Origin of the sequence: Kribbella kalugense, assembly GCF_004365875.1 — a bacterium.
Taxonomy (GTDB): Bacteria; Actinomycetota; Actinomycetes; order Propionibacteriales; family Kribbellaceae; genus Kribbella; species Kribbella kalugense.
Genome location: NZ_SODF01000001.1, coordinates 1,985,813 through 2,003,911 on the forward strand (window position 1 = coordinate 1,985,813; position 18,099 = coordinate 2,003,911).

The following is an 18,099-nucleotide window of genomic DNA, read 5'->3' on the forward strand; positions in this document are numbered from 1 at the left end:
AGATCCGCGACGTACCCCCTTAGCCACCTCAGGCCAGGCGTTTGGCCAAGGCCGTGGCGGCTGCGTCGTCTTTGATCTCGCGGATACCGACGATCGGGGTGACGGTGACGAATCCGGCCGCTAGGAGGGCCTCGTCGGAGCCGGCTACCGGGTTGGGCTGGACCGGCTCGATCTCGATCATCGGCTCGCCGGTCGGCGCCTTTGTGCCGATGACCCGGGAGCGTTTGATCGGGTGCAGGGAGGCGTGCCGGACGCCGGCCAGCTGGTCGAGCGGGCGGTCGGGGACGTTGATGGTGACGACTGTGCCGGCCGGCTCGGCGGCGATCCAGGCGAGGGCTTCGGCGGCGACTGTTGCCGAGGTCTCCCAGTACGACGGGGTCTCCGAGTCGATGCTGATGGCAACGGCAGACGTGCCCTGCTCGGCCGCGGTCAGCGCGGCGGCGACGGTGCCGGAGTGGAAGATCGGTACGCCGATGTTGTGCCCGCGGTTGATCCCGGACAGCACCAGGTCCGGCGGCCGTCCGAACGCGCCGACGTTCGCCAGCGTCACCGCGAGTGCCGGCGTACCGTCGATCCCGGTGAACGTGACCCCGTTCTCCTCGTCGGACTCGGTCCGGATCGGGCGGCCGACCATCCTGGCCCGAGCGGATCCAACGCCGCTCTCGTCGACTAGCGGCGCAACCACGACGACGTCGTACCCGAGCGCGGCGATGGCCGGCGCGAGCGCGCGGATCCCCGGTGCGAGATAGCCGTCGTCGTTGGTGATCAGGACTCTGAGCTGGTCAGGCGGCATGCCTCTACCCAATCAGCCGCGGTCCTCGATGTCACCTTCCGTCTCAAGTACTGCGTTGCGCAGCGTCTCCAGCGCCTCGTCCGACGGCTCCGCCCACAGCCCGCGCTGGGCCGCCTCCAGCAGCCGCTCTGCGATCCCGTGCCGGGCCCACGGATTGGACTTGCGGAAGAACTCCGCCATCTCCGGATCGGCGACGTACTCCGTCGTCAGCGTCTCGTACATCCAGTCGTCGACCACGCCCGCGGTCGCGTCGTACCCGAACAGGTAGTCGACGGTCGCAGCCATCTCGAAGGCGCCCTTGTACCCGTGCCGCCGCATCGCCGCCATCCACCGCGGGTTCACCACCCGGGCCCGGAAGACCCGCTTCGCCTCTTCGTCGAGGGTCCGGGTCCGGACCTGCGCGGGTACGGCGGAATCCCCGACGTACGCCTTCGGGTTGGAGCCGGTCAGGTGCCGGACCATCGCGATCATGCCGCCGTGGTACTGGAAGTAGTCGTCGGAGTCCATGATGTCGTGCTCGCGGGTGTCCGCGTTCTTCGCCGCGACCTGGATCCGGGCGTACGCGCGTTCCATCGAGCCGCGGGCCTCCGCGCCGTCGAGGTCCTTGCCGTACGCGTACCCGCCCCAGACGGCGTACACCTCGGCCAGCTCGGCGTCGGTCCGCCAGTTCCGCGCGTCGACGAGCGGTAGCAACCCAGCTCCATAGGAGCCAGGCTTCGACCCGAACACTCGCGCGGTGGCCGACCGCAGGTCATTGCCTTCAGCAACATCAGCGTCCACGTGCGCGCGCAGGAAGTTGTCCGTGGCCGGCTCGTCCAGGGCAGCGACCGTACGTACGGCTTCGTCCAGCAGGGCCACCACGTGCGGGAACGCGTCCCGGAAGAAGCCGGAGATCCGGATCGTCACATCGATGCGCGGCCGGCCGAGCTCCTCCAGGCCGACCACCTCGAAGCTGGTCACGCGACGGGAGGCCTCGTCCCAGACCGGGCGGCAGCCGAGCAGCCACAGCACTTCGGCGAGGTCGTCGCCTTGGGTGCGCATGGCCGACGTACCCCAGATCGTCAGGCCGACGGACCGCGGCCACTCCCCCGTCTCGGCCTGATGCCGGGCCAGGAGCGAGTCGGCGAGCGCGACGCCGACGTCCCAGGCGTTGCGGCTCGGGATCGCCTTCGGGTCGACCGCGTAGAAGTTGCGGCCGGTCGGCAGCACGTTGACCAGACCGCGGGTCGGCGAGCCGGACGGCCCGGCCTCGATGAAGCGGCCGTCCAAGGCCCGCAGTACGTTGGTCAGCTCGTCACCCGTCCGGGCGAGCCGTGGGACGACCTCGGTTGCCGCGAAGGTCAGCGACTGCGAGACCTGGTCCGACGGACGGCCGAGCACCTCGGTGACGACGACCGGCACCTTCGCGGCGTCCCAGCTCAAGGTCTCCATGCTGACGACGAGCTTCCGTGCGACTGCCTCGAGGATGTCGACACCGTCGGCGCCGGAGACCGCGGGCAGGTCCGCGAGCGTTGCGAGCTCGGCGAGGTCCGCGGCGCGGCCTGGGTTCGCCAGCAACTCGGCTTCGTCGACACCGAACGTCTCCCCGAGGGCGGTCCGCAGCCCAGGGATCGAGTACGAGCCGCCCCAGAGCTGACGCGCCCGCAGTACGGCGAGCACGAGGTTGACCCGCGCTTCACCATCAGGCGCACCACCGAGGATGTGCAGCCCGTCGCGGATCTGCACGTCCTTGATCTCACACAGATACCCGTCGAGGTGCAGCACGAACTCGTCGAAGGCCTCGTCCTCGGGCCGCTCGTCAGTGTGCAGGTCGTGGTGCAACTGCGCGGCCTGGATGAGCGTCCAGATCTGCGCCCGCAGCGTCGGCACCTTCTCCGGGTCGAGCGCGGACACGGTCGCGTACTCGTCGAGCAGGTACTCCAGCTTCGCCATGTCGCCGTACGTCTCGGCCCGCGCCATCGGCGGCACGAGGTGGTCGACAACGGTCGCGTGTGCCCGTCGCTTCGCCTGCGTCCCTTCACCCGGGTCATTGACGATGAACGGGTAGACCATCGGCAGGTTCCCGAGTACGGCGTCCGGCGCGCAGCCGGCCGACATCCCGATCCCCTTGCCAGGTAGCCATTCCAGCGTCCCGTGCTTACCGAGGTGTACGACGGCTTGCGCGCCGAAGCCGCCGTCCTCCGGCGCGGCCTCCAGCCAGCGGTACGCCGCCAGGTAGTGGTGCGACGGGGCCATGTCGGGGTCGTGGTAGATCGCCACCGGGTTCTCACCGAAACCCCGCGGCGGCTGGATCATCAGCACGACGTTCCCGAACCGCAGCGCGGCCAGGGCGATGGCCCCGGACGGATCGACGTACAGCGAACCAGGCGGCTCACCCCACGCCTCAGTCATTGCCTTGCGCAACGACTCCGGAGCCCGGCCGAACCATTGCTGGTAGGTCGACAGCGGCACCTTCGCGACCGCGTTCTCCAACTGCTCGTCCGTCAGCCAGTCGACATCGTGCCCGCCGGTCGCGATCAGCCGGTGGATCAGACCGTCAGCGCCCTCAGCACCTTGCAGCTCGCTCAGGTCGAGGCCGCCGAGGTCGTACCCGGCCTGCTCCAACTGCCCCAGCAAAACCACGGCCGAGGCCGGCGTGTCCAGGCCGACCGCGTTCCCGATCCGGGCGTGCTTCGTCGGGTACGACGACAACATCAGCGCGATCCGCTTCTCGGCGGCCGGCACGTGCCGGAGTCGCGCGTGAGCGACCGCGATCCCGGCCAGCCGCGCGCATCGCTCGGGGTCCGGCGCATACCGGGCCAGCCCGTCGGCGTCGTACGACTTGAACGAGAACGGGATCGTGATCAACCGGCCGTCGAACTCCGGAATCGCGACCTGCGTCGCCGCGTCCAACGGGCTGACCGCCGCGTCGCTCTCGAGCCACTGCTCACGGGTCGAGGTCAGTGCGAGGCCTTGAAGCAACGGGATGTCGAGCGACGCCAGCGCACCGGCGTCCCACGCGTCGTCCGCACCGCCGGCGCTCGCGTTCGCCGCCACCGCACCACCCGCGGCGAGCAGTGTGGTGACAAGTACGTCGCACTTCCGGAGCAGATCGAAGAGCCCGACGTTCTCGGCCGGATCGAGCCCGCGCAGCGTGCCGCAGTACACCGGCAACGGCTGGGCGCCGGCCTCGACGACCGCATTCGCAAGTGCGTCGACGAAGGCCGTGTTCCCGGAGATCTCGTGCGCGCGGTAGTAGACGATGCCGACCACGGGCCGCTCGTCCTCGACGTACGTACCCCGCACGCCGTACGCCGGGAGCGCCTGCGGCGGATCGAACTCGTCGCCGGTCAGCAGCAGCGTGTCCCGCAGGAAGCCGGCCAAGTTGCGGAGGTTGTCCGAGCCGCCCTCGCGGAGGTAAGCGAGCGCCTCGGTGACCGCGCCGGCGGGCACGGTCGACAGCGACATCAGCTCGGCGTCAGGCGCGGCCTCGCCACTGACCACGACGGCCGGCTTGCCGGAAGCGACGACGGCATCGAGTCCTTCTTCCCAGGCGCGGCGACCGCCGAGCAGCCGGACGACGACGACCTCGGCCGCGTCCAGCAGCGGCCCCAGCTCAGCCAGCTGGAGGCGGGCCGGGTTGGCGACCTTCCAGCCGGCGTCCGCCTCCGCGGCGGCGAGCAGATCGGTGTCGGCGGTGGAGAGCAGCAGAAGATTGGCAGCCATGCGCGACCGTTCCTTCCCGGGGTATCCACGCCCCGACTTCAGGTACGACGGCGGCAGTTCCTGACTCCCCTTGCGGGTCACAGTGGCGGGACCGTCCCGGACTCACACCGGGTTCCTGCTGATGCCATCGATTGACGGTCGTGACTCTAGTCGACGGTGCGAACGCGACTCACTGGTGGAATGCGTAGTGCGCCGCCAGGAGGTCGGTGCCCCAGTCGTTGCGGAGGTCGCGCCAGACGGAGTGGATGTGGTTGGCGTCGTCCTGGGTGTTGTCGTACTCGGCCAGGAAGCTCGGGCCGGCGACCGAGTAGTAGTGCCGGTGGCCGACACCAGGCTCGGTCTCTCCGGCCCAGGCGAACGTCAGCTGCTCGATGCCGTGCTCGGTGATGTCCTGCCAGGTCTGCAACCCGATCGGCCCGGCGGCACGACCGACGTACTGGCCGATGAGCAGGCTGAGCACCTGGCGTTGGTCCTCGTTCATGTCGCCGTACGACAGACCGCGGTGCAGCATCGACGCGTCGGCGACCGGGTCGTGGCGGGTCAGGAGGTCGTCCGGAGCCTCGGGTGAGACGACCGCGATCTCACGTTGGGCCGGCTCGAGGGCGTGCAAGAGCTGAAAGCCCAGGTCCTGCTCGGCGGCCAGGAAGCGTCGGCCTGCCTTCGGGCCGGTACGGACTTCGGCCGGGTTCGAGCCGATGAACTGCGGGGTGAACGCGATCGCTCCGTCCACCAGCGTCACGTGCAGCGCCAGGTGGTGGCCGTTCAGCCGCCAGGCCCACGGATCGGTCCCGTTCGGGTCGCCGAGCACCCGGAGGAAGTACCGGTCCGCGACAGTCGCGCCCTCCCACTCCCCCGACGGCGGCAGGTCCGGCAGCCCACGACACACGACCTCCGCGTCCAGAACCGCCCAGACATCGGCCGCGCCCCGGTCACTGCAGTCGGTCGCGACGAGCCGTTCGACCAGCTTCTGCTGCGTCGGCGTCAGCTCGGTCAGCGCGAGGCCTGGCACAGGTCCTGGCAGGTAGGTCCACTGCTGATGGTCCGGAATGTCGAACGGGGCCCGGATCTTCTCGACCTGGGCCGGCGTGAGACTCGCCAGCAGTTCGAGGACCGTGTCCCGCGTCTGCGCTACAACCATGCCGATCGCTCCCGTTCCGTCGGTTCGTAAGGCGTCCACTGCTCGAACGGCCGGTCCAGCTTGTACCGGAAATCGGTTTGCCGCAGCAGGACGCGTGTTTCGGCGTTCGCCGGATTGCGCAGCGACTCGAGGAACGGGACCGACCAGTGGAACCAGCGCATGCAGAACAGCCGCATGGTCAGGCCGTGTGAGACGAGCAACACGTTCCTCGGCGCGTCGGCCACCTCGAAGTCACGGTGGATGGTCTCCAGGAACGTCGACACCCGGTCGTACACGTCCGCACCCGACTCGCCGTGGGTGAACCGGTAGAAGAAGTGCCCAAACGCGTTCCGGAGCTGTTCCTGCTGCTCGATGTCCGCGGTGTCCTGGAGATTGGCCCAGTCCTGCTCGCGTAGCCGCGGCTCCTCCTGCTGACTGCTGATCAGGTCGTCCAGCCCGAGCGAGTCCAGCGTCTGACGAGCCCGCAGGTACGGCGAGACGTAGACCCGGACCGGCTCGTTCTCGAACAGCTCCCGCAGACCCTTCCCCGTCTCGGCCGCCTGCTCATGCCCGTGCGGCGTCAACGGAACGGCGTGGTCAGGGATCCGCTCGTAGATCGTCTTATCCAAATTCGCCTCAGACTCCCCATGCCTGACCAACACAATCCGCAACGGCCGATGACTCAACCCCATCGTTTTCCCTTCCGTCGGCTGTGTATGGCGCCTTGCGCCTCGCGCAGCAGAGCGGCCAGTGCCGCGAGGCCGGCGGCGGCGATTCCGACTCGTCTCGCGAGCGCCGCCGTACGACGGATGTCGTCCACCGCCGGCGCCGGTCCGTCGCCGAGCGTGCCGCGGTCCTCTGCGCAGCTTCCGTAGCTGTTCGTGCCACCGAGCGTCAGCCCGAGCGCACCCGCGAACGCCGCCTCGACCGGCCCGGCATTAGGACTCGGATGCTTCGGCGCATCCCGCCGCGACACCGCGAGCGCCTCGCGCGGTCTTCCAGCCACGACCCCGGTCAGCACCGCACACACCCTCGCGGGAACCAGGTTCAGCACGTCGTCCAGCCGCGCCGACGCCCAGCCGAAGTTCTGGTACTTCGGTGACTTGTAGCCGACCATCGCATCGAGCGTGTTCACCGCCCGATAGCCAAGCAGCCCGGGGACGCCGAAGACGCCCCACAGCAGCGGCGCGACACAGGCATCGGAGGTGTTCTCGGCGATCGACTCCACCGTCGCCCGAGCCAACTCGTCCGACTCCAGCTCGGTGGCATCACGAGCACACAGGTGACTCAGGCGGTCGCGAGCACCCGGGATGTCTTTCTCCTCGAGCAGTTCGGCCATCGTCTCCGCCTCGCGCTCCAAGCTGCGGGCGCCCAGCACCGTCCACGTGGCGGCTGCGGTGACCGCGGTGTGCAGGATCGGATGCTTGCGAGTCAGCCGCTCGAGCGCGACGCCCAGGACTGTGGTGGTTCCCACGAGCACGGCGGTGTGCGCGGTCCCGGCGAGACGCGAGTCGGCGTACAGCTGCCGTTCGAGGCCCGCCGCGGTCCGGCCGAAGCCGGCCACCGGGTGGAAGCGGCGCGGATCGCCGAGGACGCGGTCGGCGGCGAAGCCGAGGAGGAGACCGATTGCCCGGGACACCCTTGGCAGTCTGCCAGGTGGGGGTTTGTGATTGGGTGAGTGGCATGGGAATCGCGGAGCTGCTCCAGGGGGTCGCCGGGAGTGGGGAGTTCGGGGTGTGGCTCGGCCGGCTGGACGGCGTACCGGTGTTCGAACACCATGCGGAGCGGCCGCATTACTCGGCCAGCACGATGAAGCTGCCGGTGGCGATGGCGATCATGCGCAAGGTCGAGGCCGGTGAGCTGGCGCTGGACCAGCCGGTGACCGTGCACAACGACTTCGCGTCCGCGGCCGGCGGCCGGTTCGGGGTGGACCCGGACGAGGACGAGGCGCCGGCGACCTGGACCAAGCTCGGTACGGCGGTGCCGCTCGGCTGGCTCGCGACCGAGATGATCACCCGCTCCAGCAACTTGGCGACCGACCTCGTGCTCGAACAGGTCGGCGCCCCCGCGGCCCACGCCGCCTTGATCGAATCGACGTTGCCCGGCTCGCCCTCCCCCGCGTCCAAGATCCAGCGCGGCATCGACGACGGGGCCGCGCAACGCGCCGGGATCAGCAACCTGATGAGCCCGGCCGGACTGGCCGGCGTACTCGTTGCGGTGGGCAATCAGAAAGGTGCCTCCGGCGACTACCTGCGCGACCTGCTGGCCGGCAACCAGTGGAACGGCGAGATCCCGGCCCTGCTGCCGACCGGTACCCGGGTCGAGCACAAGAACGGCTGGGATACCCGGATCCGCCACGACGGCGGCATCGTCCGCCCCGCCGACGCGGACCCATTCGTGGTGGTCGCGTGTACGACGTCCGACCTGCCGGACTCCGAGGCGCAGAAGCTGATCGCAGGGATCGCGCTCGAGGCCTGGAACCACCGGCACGACCTGGAGACCGTCCGGTGAAGATCACGACGCACCTGGTCTCCGCGCCGCTGCACACCCCGTTTGTCACTGCCCTCCGTACGGCGACACACGTCGAGTCGCTCCTGGTCGAGGTGAGCGATGGCGAGCTGAGCGGCTGGGGCGAGGCTCCGCAGGTCTGGAAGGTGACCGGCGATTCGCTGGCCGGTTCGCAGGCCTGTGTCGAAGGACCGATCACGACCGCGCTGAACGGGCTCGGCCCGGACGACCTGACCGAGGCGCTGCGCCGGGTGCAGGGCGCTGCCGTCGGCAACTTCGGAGCCAAGGATGCCGTCGATGTCGCGCTGCATGACCTCGCGGCGCGCCGGCGCGGGCAGACGCTGCACGGGTTCCTCGGGTCGACGGTCGACGTCGTACGCACCGATGTGACGTTGTCGGTCGGCGATGCGGCGGCGCTGGCGGCTGCTGGGCGGGATCGAGTCGCGGACGGGTTCGACGTACTCAAGATCAAGGTCGGCACCGATGCGGCCGGCGACATCGAGCGGGTACGACGGGTCCGCGAGGCGATCGGCTCCGAACCGCGGCTGCGGCTGGACGCCAACCAGGGCTGGACCCGCCGCGATGCGGTCACGGTCATCCGGGCGCTGGAGGACGCCGACTGCGCGATCGAGCTCGTCGAGCAGCCGGTCGCGGCGGCCGACCTCGACGGGATGGCGTGGGTGACCGACCGGGTCAGTACGCCGATCCTCGCCGACGAGTCCGTGTACGGCGTACGCGATCTGGTCGCAGTGATCCGGATGGGCGCGGCCGACCTGGTGAACGTGAAGCTGGCGAAATGCGGCGGATTGGCACCAGCGCGCACGCTGCTCGAGCTCGCCCGTGAGCACGGTCTCGGCGCGATCGTCGGCTGCATGATGGAGAGCCACGTCGGCGTCGGTGCGGCCGCCGCACTCGTCTCGGCGTACCCGACGACGGCGGTCAACGACCTGGATGCGGCCTGGTGGCTGCGCGAAGCGCCGGTGACCGGCGGGATCCGGTACGACGGCTCGCTGATCCACCTGCCTTCTGATCCCGGCCTCGGCGTGACAGGCTTGACCGCATGAAGTTAGCCGCCATCAACGTCCCGATCAGTACGGTCTGGACCTCGCCGGACGCACCGCGTGACATCGACGCGCCGGCAACCGCCGCACAGCCCGACGTCGCAGGTTGGGCCAAGTCGATGGATACCGAGACCCGGCTCGGCCTCCACGGCCGGACCTTGACCCAGTTGCTGTTTGCCGAGCCTGTGCTGGTTCGCTCGGAGCGGGACGGCTGGTCCGAGATCACCGCGCCGTGGCAGCCGTCGTCCCAGGACGAGCTGGGGTATCCGGGCTGGATTCCGTCGAGCCACCTGGGTGAGCTGCCGGAGAGCGCGTCCGACCCGATCGCCATCGCCGTACCGACCGCTTCGCTGCTGGCCGAGCCTGGTGGTCAGGCGCTGGCCGAGTTGTCGTTCGGGACCGTGCTGGCGTCGATGGAGCACGCCGATGGGTACACGCGGGTGGCGACGCCCGACGGTGGGTCCGGCTGGCTCGCTGACGCCGTACTGCGGTCTGCTGCGGAGCCGTCGGGAGCTGAGGAGCGGCTGCGACTTGGTGAACTGTTCCTCGGACTCGAGTACCTGTGGGGCGGTACGTCGGCGCACGGGCTGGACTGCTCCGGGTTGATCCACACGGTGGGTCGCGTACTCGGTCTGCGGACGCCGCGGGATGCGCACGACCAGGCGGACACGCTGGAGAACATTCCGATCGAAGAGGCACAGCCGGGTGACCTGTACTTCTTCGCTCGCGACGGCAAGCCGGTGCACCACGTCGGGTTCGTGTCCGAGGCCGGAATGCTGCATGCGTCCGAGACCGGTAAGCGGCTCGAGAACGAGCCGCTTACCGACGAACGCCGCGCGACGCTGGTAGCTGCCGCCCGGTTCTAGTTGGTGTGGTTCTCCGGCGCCGGGTCTTCAGCCGGCGCTTCGGACTTCGTCTTCCTGGACTTGTGCAGGCTCGCCACCGTGGTGATGCCGAGGGTGACGATGATGAAGCCGAGCGAGAACCAGATCGGGATCTCCGGCGCCCACTCGATGTGGTGGCCGCCGTTGATGAACGGCAACTCGTTCACGTGCATGGCGTGCAGGACCAGCTTCACGCCGATGAACGCGAGCACCACCGACAGGCCGAGCGACAGGTAGACCAGACGCTTCAGCAGGTCACCGAGCAGGAAGTACAGCTGGCGTAGACCCATCAGCGCGAACACGTTCGCGGCGAAGACCAGGAACGGCTCCTGCGTCAGGCCGTAGATCGCCGGGATCGAGTCGAGCGCGAACAGCAGGTCGGTGGTGCCGAGGGCAATGATCACGATCGCCATCGGCGTGACGAACCGCTTGCCGTTCTTCTTCAGCGTGAGCTTGACGCCGTTGTACTCGTCGGTCGCGTTCAGCCGCTTCTTCGCGAACCGGATGACCGCGTTCTCCTTGAAGTCGTCATCGTCGTTCTCACCCTGCTTGGCCAGGTGGATCGCGGTGTAGACCAGGAACGCGCCGAAGATGTAGAAGACCCAGGAGAACTCGTTGATCGCGGCCGCGCCGACCGCGATGAAGATGCCGCGGAAGAACAGCGCCAGGATGATGCCGATCAGCAGCGCTGTCTGCTGGTACCTCCTCGGCACCGCGAACCTGGACATGATGATCAGGAAGATGAACAGGTTGTCGACACTCAGGCTGTACTCGGTGAGCCAGCCGGCGAAGAACTCACCGGCGTACTGCCCGCCGGAGAACACCCAGACCCCGAGGCCGAAGACCACCGCGAGACCGATGTAGAACGCGATCGCGGTCGCCGATTCGCGGGTTGTCGGCTCGTGGGGCCGACGGCCGATAACGAAGACGTCGAACGCCAGCAGTGCGAGCAGCACGCCGACGGTGATGTACCAAACGTAGTCAGCTACGTGCATAGAATTCCTCCGGAGCTCAGATAGACAGTCACTCCGAAGGTCTCTTCCGCTTGACCGGTTACAGCCAGTCAGGCCGGAGGCACCGGGTCAGGACCGAGCCTGACCGTGATGACGATGCCACCGCGAAGGAATACTCCCCTTCATCTACGACCATTCTGACGGGTCGACGACCGACACACCAAATCAACGACACCGTGTCCGCCTGTCGAAATCGTCACACCTTGATCAGCAAACCGTCACTGCCGGTGGTGACCGAGCGTTCACCCCAGCCTGGTCGGTCAGCGGAAGTCGGCTGCGTGGTCGCGCGCCCAGCTGGCGAACGAGACCGGCGGGCGGCCGAGGACCCGCTCGGCCGTCGTGGTCTTGAACCAGCCGCCCTCCTCGGTGCCGCGGCGTACGAAGTGCAGGATCGCGTCGACGATCTCCGGCGACTCGCCCGCACCGAACATCTCGCGGGCCAGCCCCTCGCCGATCTCCTCGACGGTGATCGGCTCGCCCACCGCTTCGGCGATCAGCGCGACCTGGTCGCTCAGAGTCAGCGGCTCGGCACCCGTCAGCAGAGCGGAGACCTCCTGCGGTTCGGCGCCGGACAGAGCCGCGAGAGCGACTGCCGCGATGTCGCGCTCGTGGATCGGCGCCGAGACCGAGCCGGGATGAACGAGCCGGACGGTACGCCGGGACCTGATTGACGACGCCCAGGCGAGCGCGTTGCCGGCCAGCACCAGCGGCCGGATCGGAACCAGTTCCGGCCCACTGCCGGTCAGCAGGTCCTCGGTCATCCGGTGCTCGACCGTGATCGGGTTGGAAGTTGCCCACGGCACCAGAACGCTGCCCGAGGACAGCAGCACGACACGTTCGACGCCGGCCACCAGCGCGGCCTTACCGAAGTCGGCTGCGCCGCGCGGTTCGGCGTACAGGAAGACCTGCGTGACGCCGTCGAGGGCCGCGGGCAGCGTGTCTGGTTGGGTCAGGTCGGCCTGGACGACGTCGATGCCGGGTCCGAAGTCGGCCTTGGCGAGATCGCGGACCGAGGCGCGGACCGGCGTACCGGCCGCGCGCAGCCCGTCGAGAACGTGCCGGCCGATGGCGCCACGGGCACCGATGACGAGAGTGGTCATGGACAGGGAGCTCCTCACGATTGGTCGTCGACCAGCATGTGGAGGCTGCGCTCGAAGTGGCGTGAGGTTTGTGGAAGTTGTTCAGATCTCGACAGCTAGCGGCGGTCCGGTGTCGTTATCCGACAGAGCGCCGTACGCCGTAGTGCATCGAGGCGGCCTTCACCGTGCGCAGTACCGGCGTCAGGTTGACCTGGGTGACGCCGGACTGGCCGGCGATCTCGGTCGTCAGGTAGCGGTACAGGCCGTCGGGCGAGTGGCTGCCGATCGCGGCGAACAGCGATGTCGATCCGGTGGTTGCCGCCACGAAGGCGACCTCGGTGTGCCCGGCGAGGGCGCGGCCGGTCGCGTCGAGACGATCCGGCGTCACGGCCAGCCGCAGCATGGCCCGCGCGGGCACGTCCTGCAGCCGCGGATCCGCGTCGACGTCGAAGCTCATCACGCCGGTGGTGACCAGGGTGCGCAGGCGGCGCCGTACGGTCGGCGCGGACACCCCACAGACCTTGGCGAGCCGCTCGATCGGCGCCCGGCCGTCGCTCCGCAGTACGTCGAGGAGCCGGCGGTCGAGCTCATCGAGCGTGACCACCTCGGCGGTCGGATCGGGCTCGGGCACCTGCCGTTGGAGCTCCGCGATCTGCTCCGGGCGCAAGGGACCAGCCTTGGCGTACGGCGAACCGGCTCCGCCGTAGAAGACCTGCAAAACCTCGGCAGCCTCGACGTCGATCACCTGCCGGGTCCGAGGCAGTACGTCGAGCAGGAGCGGGCCGACGTCGTCGCCGTACACCGTGCACTCGATCTCGGTACCGCCCGCGCACAGGTTCACCCAACTGGTGTCCGGGCGCCGAGCGAGTGCGTCGGCGACCTCACCGGCCGCGCTCGGGACAGCGCGCACCCGCAGCAACCATTGAACCTCCTGGGTCCGGCCCGGATGACTCAGCGCTGTGACGCGCAGGGCGCCGCTCTCCCTGAGGCGGGCGTAGCGGCGAGCAACGGTCTGATCGGAGACGCCGAGGACGTCGCCCAACCGACGAAACGGTGCTCGGGCGTCGATGTGCAAGGCATGCAGCAGCCCGCGATCGAGCTGGTCGAACGGATCCGCGGTCACAGATGTCGAGAATAGAACACGATCATCGAGATCCGTGGAGCATTCGGTCCTACGCCGGGCGCAACCGACGGGGCAGCTTCGCCACGATCGTCTCGTACGACGTGTCGATCAGCTCGAGGATCTCGTCGTCGGGAACCTTGCCGCCGAGACGGACGGTGTTCCACCCCGATCGGCCGATGTAGGCCATCTTGCTGATGTCCTCCGGGTAGGTGTCGACCAGCTCGTCGGCCTCCTCCCGGTTGGCGCCGCACTTGAGCCCGACCGACGCGCCACCGCCGAGGAACGCGAAGATCTTGTCGCCGACCTTCGCGACGACATCGCCGTCCCACGGCTCGTCCTGCCAGGCCCCGGGCTTCGCCAGACAGTGCTCGAGAATCTCGCTCCCGCTCAGCCTCGCCACGTCCTGCTCCTCCTCAGCTGTGAGAGACAACCTCGACATTGTTGCTGTCCGGATCGCGCATGAAGACCGCGTAGTAGCCCGGGTGGTATTCAGGCCACTCCTTCGGCTCATGCAGGATCTCGGCTCCCAACTTATGGACCGCGTGATAGATGCTGTCCACGACGGCACGGCTGGAGGCCGTGAACGCGACATGGATCTCGCGCTGGCTGCCCCCGGTCGTCTGCTTCCCCAGCCAGAACTTCGGTACGCCGTCTTCCGCCGACAGCCCGAGCACGTCGCCGAAGTCCATCGACACGCTGATGCCGAGGGGCGCCAGCACGGTCTCGTAGAAGGCGCGGCTCGCGGTCAGGTCATCGCACTGCAGCGACACGTGGTCGAACATGGTCCCTCCCCTGGTGGCTCTGAAATGCACAGTAGACCTCGGCGGGGACAGAACTACGCTGCTCGGCATGACCTCCGTTGTCGTCGCCGCCGTACAAGCCGGTTCCACCCTGTTCGACACTCCCGCGACGCTGGCCAAGGCCGAGCGGTACATCCGCGAGGCGGCGTCGGCCGGCGCTCGGCTCGTCGTACTGCCGGAGGCGTTCCTCGGCGGGTATCCGAAGGGACTCGACTTCGGCGTGACCGTCGGATCCCGGTCGCCCGAAGGCCGCGACGTCTTCCGGCGGTACCGCGAGGCCGCCGTCGAGCTGGCCGGTCCGGAGCTCGCGCGGCTGGCCGAACTCGCGGCCGAGTTGAGCGTCCATCTCGTCGTCGGGGTGATCGAGCGAGCCGGCGGGACGCTGTACTGCACCGCGGTCTTCATCGACCCACGGGACGGCGTCGTCGCGCACCACCGCAAGCTCATGCCGACCGCGGCCGAGCGCTTCCTCTGGGGTCAGGGCGACGGCTCGACGATGCCCGCCGTACCCACGGACTTTGGTGTGCTGGGCGCGGCGATCTGCTGGGAGAACTACATGCCGCTGTTCCGGCAGACCATGTACGCCAAGGGCGTCGAGCTCTGGTGCGCACCAACCGTCGACGACCGGGATCAGTGGCAGGCGACGATGCGGCACGTCGCACTCGAGGGCCGCTGCTTCGTGATCAGCGCAAACCAGTACCTGACCCGAGCCGACCTCCCCGACGACCTCCACCCCATCCAGGGCGATGCGCCAGACACCGTACTCATCAACGGCGGCAGCGTGATCATCTCCCCACTAGGCAACATCCTCGCCGGCCCACTACGTGACGGAGAAGGCATCCTGCTAGCAGAGCTCGACCTCAACGACCTGGACCGCGCCCGCTTCGATTTCGACGCCAACGGCCACTACGCCCGCCCAGACATCTTCACCCTAACCACCAACGAGTCCCCCCAACACACCGTCATCCGGTAGGAGCACCAGAGCCAACCGAGTCGTGGATCCGGGTCGACCTGAGACCGGAGCTATTTGGCGCCGGCGTTGGTCATTTGGCGGAGTTCCTTTTTGAGTTCGGAGATCTCGTCTCGGTAGCGGGCGGCTACCTCGAACTGGAGCTCGGCGGCCGCGTTGTGCATCTGGTCGGTGAGTTGCTGGATGAGGTCGGCCAGGTCGGAGGACGGGAGGCCGCCGGCCAGTTCCTTCGCCTTCTCGCCCGCCTTCAGCTTGCCGCCGCCTGGGACCGGAGCCTTGCCGCGGGACTGGTTCCGGCCGGAGCCGAGCAGCTCGGCGGTGTCGGCGTCCTCGCGGGCCAGCATGTCGGTGATGTCGGCGATCTTCTTCCGCAGCGGCTGCGGATCGACGCCGTGCGCCACGTTGTAGGCGGTCTGCTTCGCGCGGCGCCGGTTCGTCTCGTCGATCGCCTGTTCCATCGACGGGGTGATCTTGTCGGCGTACATGAACACCTGGCCGGACACGTTTCGGGCCGCACGGCCGATGGTCTGGATCAGCGACCGGCCCGAACGCAGGAAGCCTTCCTTGTCCGCATCGAGGATCGCGACCAGCGATACCTCGGGCAGGTCGAGGCCCTCCCGCAACAGGTTGATGCCGACGAGGACGTCGTACTCACCCATCCGCAGCTCGCGGAGCAGCTCGACCCGGCGCAGGGTGTCGACCTCACTGTGCAGATACCTGGTCCGGATACCCATCTCCAGCAGGTAGTCGGTCAGGTCCTCGGACATCTTCTTGGTCAGCGTCGTGACCAGGACCCGCTCGTTCCGCTCGACCCGGCCGCGAATCTCATGGATCAGGTCGTCGATCTGGCCCTTGGTGGGCTTCACGATCACCTCGGGGTCGACCAGACCGGTCGGCCGGATGAGCTGCTCGACGTACCCGTCGGACTTGTCCTGCTCGTACTGCCCCGGGGTCGCGGACAGGTAGACGGTCTGGCCGATCCGCTCCAGGAACTCCTCCCAGCGCAGCGGCCGGTTGTCCATCGCCGACGGCAGCCGGAACCCGTGCTCGACCAGGGTCCGCTTGCGAGACATGTCGCCCTCGTACATCCCGCCGATCTGCGGGACGGTGACGTGCGACTCGTCGATGACCAGCAGGAAGTCCTCGGGGAAGTAGTCCAGCAGGCAGTGCGGCGCCGTACCGGGCTCGCGGCCGTCGGTGTGGCGCGAGTAGTTCTCGATGCCGGAACACGTCCCGATCTGACGCATCATCTCGATGTCGTACGTCGTACGCATCCGGAGCCGCTGTGCTTCCAGCAACTGGCCGCCGCGCTCCAGCTCGGCCAGCCGCCCCTCCAGCTCGGCCTCGATCGAGGTGATCGCGCGCTCCATCCGCTCCGGCGCGGTCACGTAGTGCGTCGCGGCGCCGATGTAGAGCTCTTCCTCCTCGCTCAGCACCTCGCCGGTCAGCGGGTGCAGCGTCATCACCCGCTCGATCTCGTCGCCGAAGAACTCCACCCGGACGGCGAGCTCCTGGTAGACCGGGAAGACCTCGAGCGTGTCGCCGCGGACCCGGAACGTGCCGCGGGTGCCTGCCAGGTCGTTGCGGGCGTACTGCACGCCGACCAGCTTGCGGAGCAGGCCGTCGCGATCCATCTCGTCGCCGACCTTCACGTGGATCATCCGGTTCAGGTACTCGTCCGCGGAGCCCAGGCCGTAGATGCAGGACACGGTCGCGACCACGACCACGTCGCGGCGGGTCAGCAGGGACCAGGTCGCGGAGTGCCGGAGCCGCTCGACCTCCTCGTTGATCGAGGAGTCCTTCTCGATGTAGGTGTCCGTCTGCGGGACGTACGCCTCGGGCTGGTAGTAGTCGTAGTACGAGACGAAGTACTCGACCGCGTTCTCCGGGAAGAAGTTGCGTAGCTCGGTCGCGAACTGGGCGGCGAGGGTCTTGTTCGGCTGCAGGATCAGCATCGGGCGCTGGATCTTCTCGGCGAGCCAGGCGACGGTCGCGGTCTTACCCGTACCGGTCGCGCCCAGCAGTACGACGTCCTGCTCGCCGGCGTTGATCCGCCGCTCGAGGTCCGCGATCGCGGCGGGCTGGTCACCTGCCGGATCGAAGTCCGACACCACCTTCAACGGGGCGACCATCCGCTGGAGATCCGACACCTGTCTCATGCCACCCACCGTACGGCCCGCCGCCGACAGTTTCTAAAACCCCAGGTCAGAAGCTTTTGACCACGCTGTTGTTCATGTAGATGAGTTCGTTTACTCGGCGGGCGTAGACGCGGGTTTCCAGGGCGGCGTCCGTGGCGGTTACTCGGTCGAACTTGTCTTGGTAGGCGGTGACGAAGCCCTTCATCGAGACCTTGGCGCCGTTCTTGCCGACCCAGACTCCGGTGTACGACAGGGCGTAGCAGGCCTTGATGTTCGGGTTGGCCGGCTTGCAGGCGACGCCGCTGCCGATCCGGACGCCCTGCATGCCATTCGACTCGACGTCGACCAGGTGCTCGGCAAAGCTCTTGGCGTTGTACAGCTCGGTCTGGCGGACCCAGTAGTACCCGTCGATCAGCCCGCGTGCGCTGAACTGCTGCAGGATGTAGTTCTTCCCGCTCTTCGACTTGTCCCAGTCCGGCAGCCAGCCCTTGGACGGCGTGAACCAGACCCCCCAGCCGACCTCGACACCGAGGTCGTTCGGGCCTTTGGAGTCGTTCGGGGTCGGAGTCGGCGACGGCGTGTACAGCGAGCCCACCGGATCCGGCGTCTGCTGGGCCGCCGGCTTGTCGTTCCCATTGCCGTTCACCAGCAGTACGACGCCGACAGCGACCAGCAGTACTGCGACGACCGCGCAGGCCATGATGATCCACGGCGTCCGGTTCGACTTCGGCGGCTCGTGTGGCCGCTGCGGCCCGGGACCCCAGCCACCACCTGCGGCCCCACCCGCGGACCCACCTGCGGCACTGCCCGGCCGGCCCTGCTGCCCGGGACCCCAGCCCGCCGGAGCGGGAGCAGGTGCGGGCGGCGGGCCTGGCGGCGGACCGTACTGCTGACTCATATTTCTTCCT

Annotated in this window: 16 protein-coding genes and 1 riboswitch; of the genes, 4 read left to right on the forward strand and 12 right to left on the reverse strand. The window is 68.4% G+C overall.

Annotated elements, in window-relative coordinates:
- Positions 1-28: 28 nt before the first annotated feature.
- From surE to EV650_RS09390, 5 genes are all read right to left on the reverse strand, one after another.
- Positions 29-793, reverse strand: a complete 765-nt coding sequence (gene surE / locus EV650_RS09370) for a 5'/3'-nucleotidase SurE (RefSeq protein WP_134117334.1) — start codon at positions 791-793, stop codon at positions 29-31.
- A 12-nt stretch (positions 794-805) separates the two neighbouring features.
- Positions 806-4,498, reverse strand: a complete 3,693-nt coding sequence (gene cobN, locus EV650_RS09375) for a cobaltochelatase subunit CobN (protein WP_134117336.1) — start codon at positions 4,496-4,498, stop codon at positions 806-808.
- Between the two features lie 32 nt (positions 4,499-4,530).
- A riboswitch (cobalamin riboswitch) is annotated at positions 4,531-4,653 on the reverse strand.
- 14 nt (positions 4,654-4,667) lie between these two features.
- A complete protein-coding gene (locus tag EV650_RS09380; RefSeq protein ID WP_134117338.1) occupies positions 4,668-5,636 on the reverse strand; it encodes a DUF3500 domain-containing protein in 969 nt (322 codons plus the stop codon).
- On the reverse strand, positions 5,627-6,307 hold the full coding sequence (locus tag EV650_RS09385; protein WP_134117340.1) for a phosphoglycerate mutase family protein: 681 nt from the start codon (positions 6,305-6,307) through the stop codon (positions 5,627-5,629). The genes EV650_RS09380 and EV650_RS09385 overlap by 10 nt, the downstream gene beginning before the upstream one ends.
- Complete coding sequence (locus EV650_RS09390) at positions 6,298-7,254, reverse strand: cobalamin biosynthesis protein (RefSeq protein ID WP_202874438.1); 957 nt, start codon at positions 7,252-7,254, stop codon at positions 6,298-6,300. The genes EV650_RS09385 and EV650_RS09390 overlap by 10 nt, the downstream gene beginning before the upstream one ends.
- Positions 7,255-7,298: 44 nt before the next feature.
- On the opposite strand from EV650_RS09390, the gene EV650_RS09395 reads away from it, so the two are divergent.
- Genes EV650_RS09395 through EV650_RS09405 form a run of 3 tightly spaced genes read left to right on the forward strand, consistent with a single transcriptional unit; the run spans position 7,299 to position 10,050 of the window.
- Positions 7,299-8,126, forward strand: coding sequence for a serine hydrolase (locus EV650_RS09395; protein ID WP_134117344.1), 828 nt, complete (start codon positions 7,299-7,301; stop codon positions 8,124-8,126).
- A complete protein-coding gene (locus EV650_RS09400; protein WP_134117346.1) occupies positions 8,123-9,187 on the forward strand; it encodes a mandelate racemase/muconate lactonizing enzyme family protein in 1,065 nt (354 codons plus the stop codon). The genes EV650_RS09395 and EV650_RS09400 overlap by 4 nt, the downstream gene beginning before the upstream one ends.
- Positions 9,184-10,050, forward strand: coding sequence for a C40 family peptidase (locus tag EV650_RS09405; protein ID WP_134117348.1), 867 nt, complete (start codon positions 9,184-9,186; stop codon positions 10,048-10,050). Before EV650_RS09400 ends, EV650_RS09405 begins: the two co-directional genes overlap by 4 nt.
- Here EV650_RS09405 and EV650_RS09410 read toward each other — a convergent pair.
- From EV650_RS09410 to EV650_RS09430, 5 genes are all read right to left on the reverse strand, one after another.
- A complete protein-coding gene (locus tag EV650_RS09410) occupies positions 10,047-11,063 on the reverse strand; it encodes a TerC family protein (RefSeq protein ID WP_134117350.1) in 1,017 nt (338 codons plus the stop codon). The two genes, EV650_RS09405 and EV650_RS09410, sit on opposite strands and share 4 nt — an antisense overlap.
- Positions 11,064-11,341: 278 nt before the next feature.
- Positions 11,342-12,181, reverse strand: coding sequence for an SDR family oxidoreductase (locus EV650_RS09415; RefSeq protein WP_134117352.1), 840 nt, complete (start codon positions 12,179-12,181; stop codon positions 11,342-11,344).
- A 115-nt stretch (positions 12,182-12,296) separates the two neighbouring features.
- Entirely contained in the window at positions 12,297-13,283 is a 987-nt protein-coding gene (locus tag EV650_RS09420; protein WP_134117354.1) for an Lrp/AsnC family transcriptional regulator, read from the reverse strand.
- A gap of 49 nt (positions 13,284-13,332) precedes the next feature.
- Positions 13,333-13,683, reverse strand: a complete 351-nt coding sequence (locus tag EV650_RS09425) for an MmcQ/YjbR family DNA-binding protein (protein WP_238174102.1) — start codon at positions 13,681-13,683, stop codon at positions 13,333-13,335.
- 13 nt (positions 13,684-13,696) lie between these two features.
- Positions 13,697-14,065: a VOC family protein gene (locus tag EV650_RS09430; protein ID WP_134117356.1), complete on the reverse strand. Its 369-nt coding sequence runs from the start codon at positions 14,063-14,065 to the stop codon at positions 13,697-13,699.
- Between the two features lie 67 nt (positions 14,066-14,132).
- Between EV650_RS09430 and EV650_RS09435 the strand changes: the two genes are divergently transcribed.
- Positions 14,133-15,056, forward strand: coding sequence for a carbon-nitrogen hydrolase family protein (locus EV650_RS09435; protein WP_134117358.1), 924 nt, complete (start codon positions 14,133-14,135; stop codon positions 15,054-15,056).
- 50 nt (positions 15,057-15,106) lie between these two features.
- Here the strand turns inward: EV650_RS09435 and uvrB are convergent, their stop codons facing one another.
- Both uvrB and EV650_RS09445 read right to left on the reverse strand, forming a co-directional pair.
- Entirely contained in the window at positions 15,107-17,212 is a 2,106-nt protein-coding gene (gene uvrB / locus EV650_RS09440) for an excinuclease ABC subunit UvrB (RefSeq protein WP_134117360.1), read from the reverse strand.
- A gap of 46 nt (positions 17,213-17,258) precedes the next feature.
- Entirely contained in the window at positions 17,259-18,089 is an 831-nt protein-coding gene (locus tag EV650_RS09445; RefSeq protein WP_134117362.1) for a hypothetical protein, read from the reverse strand.
- Positions 18,090-18,099: the final 10 nt, after the last annotated feature.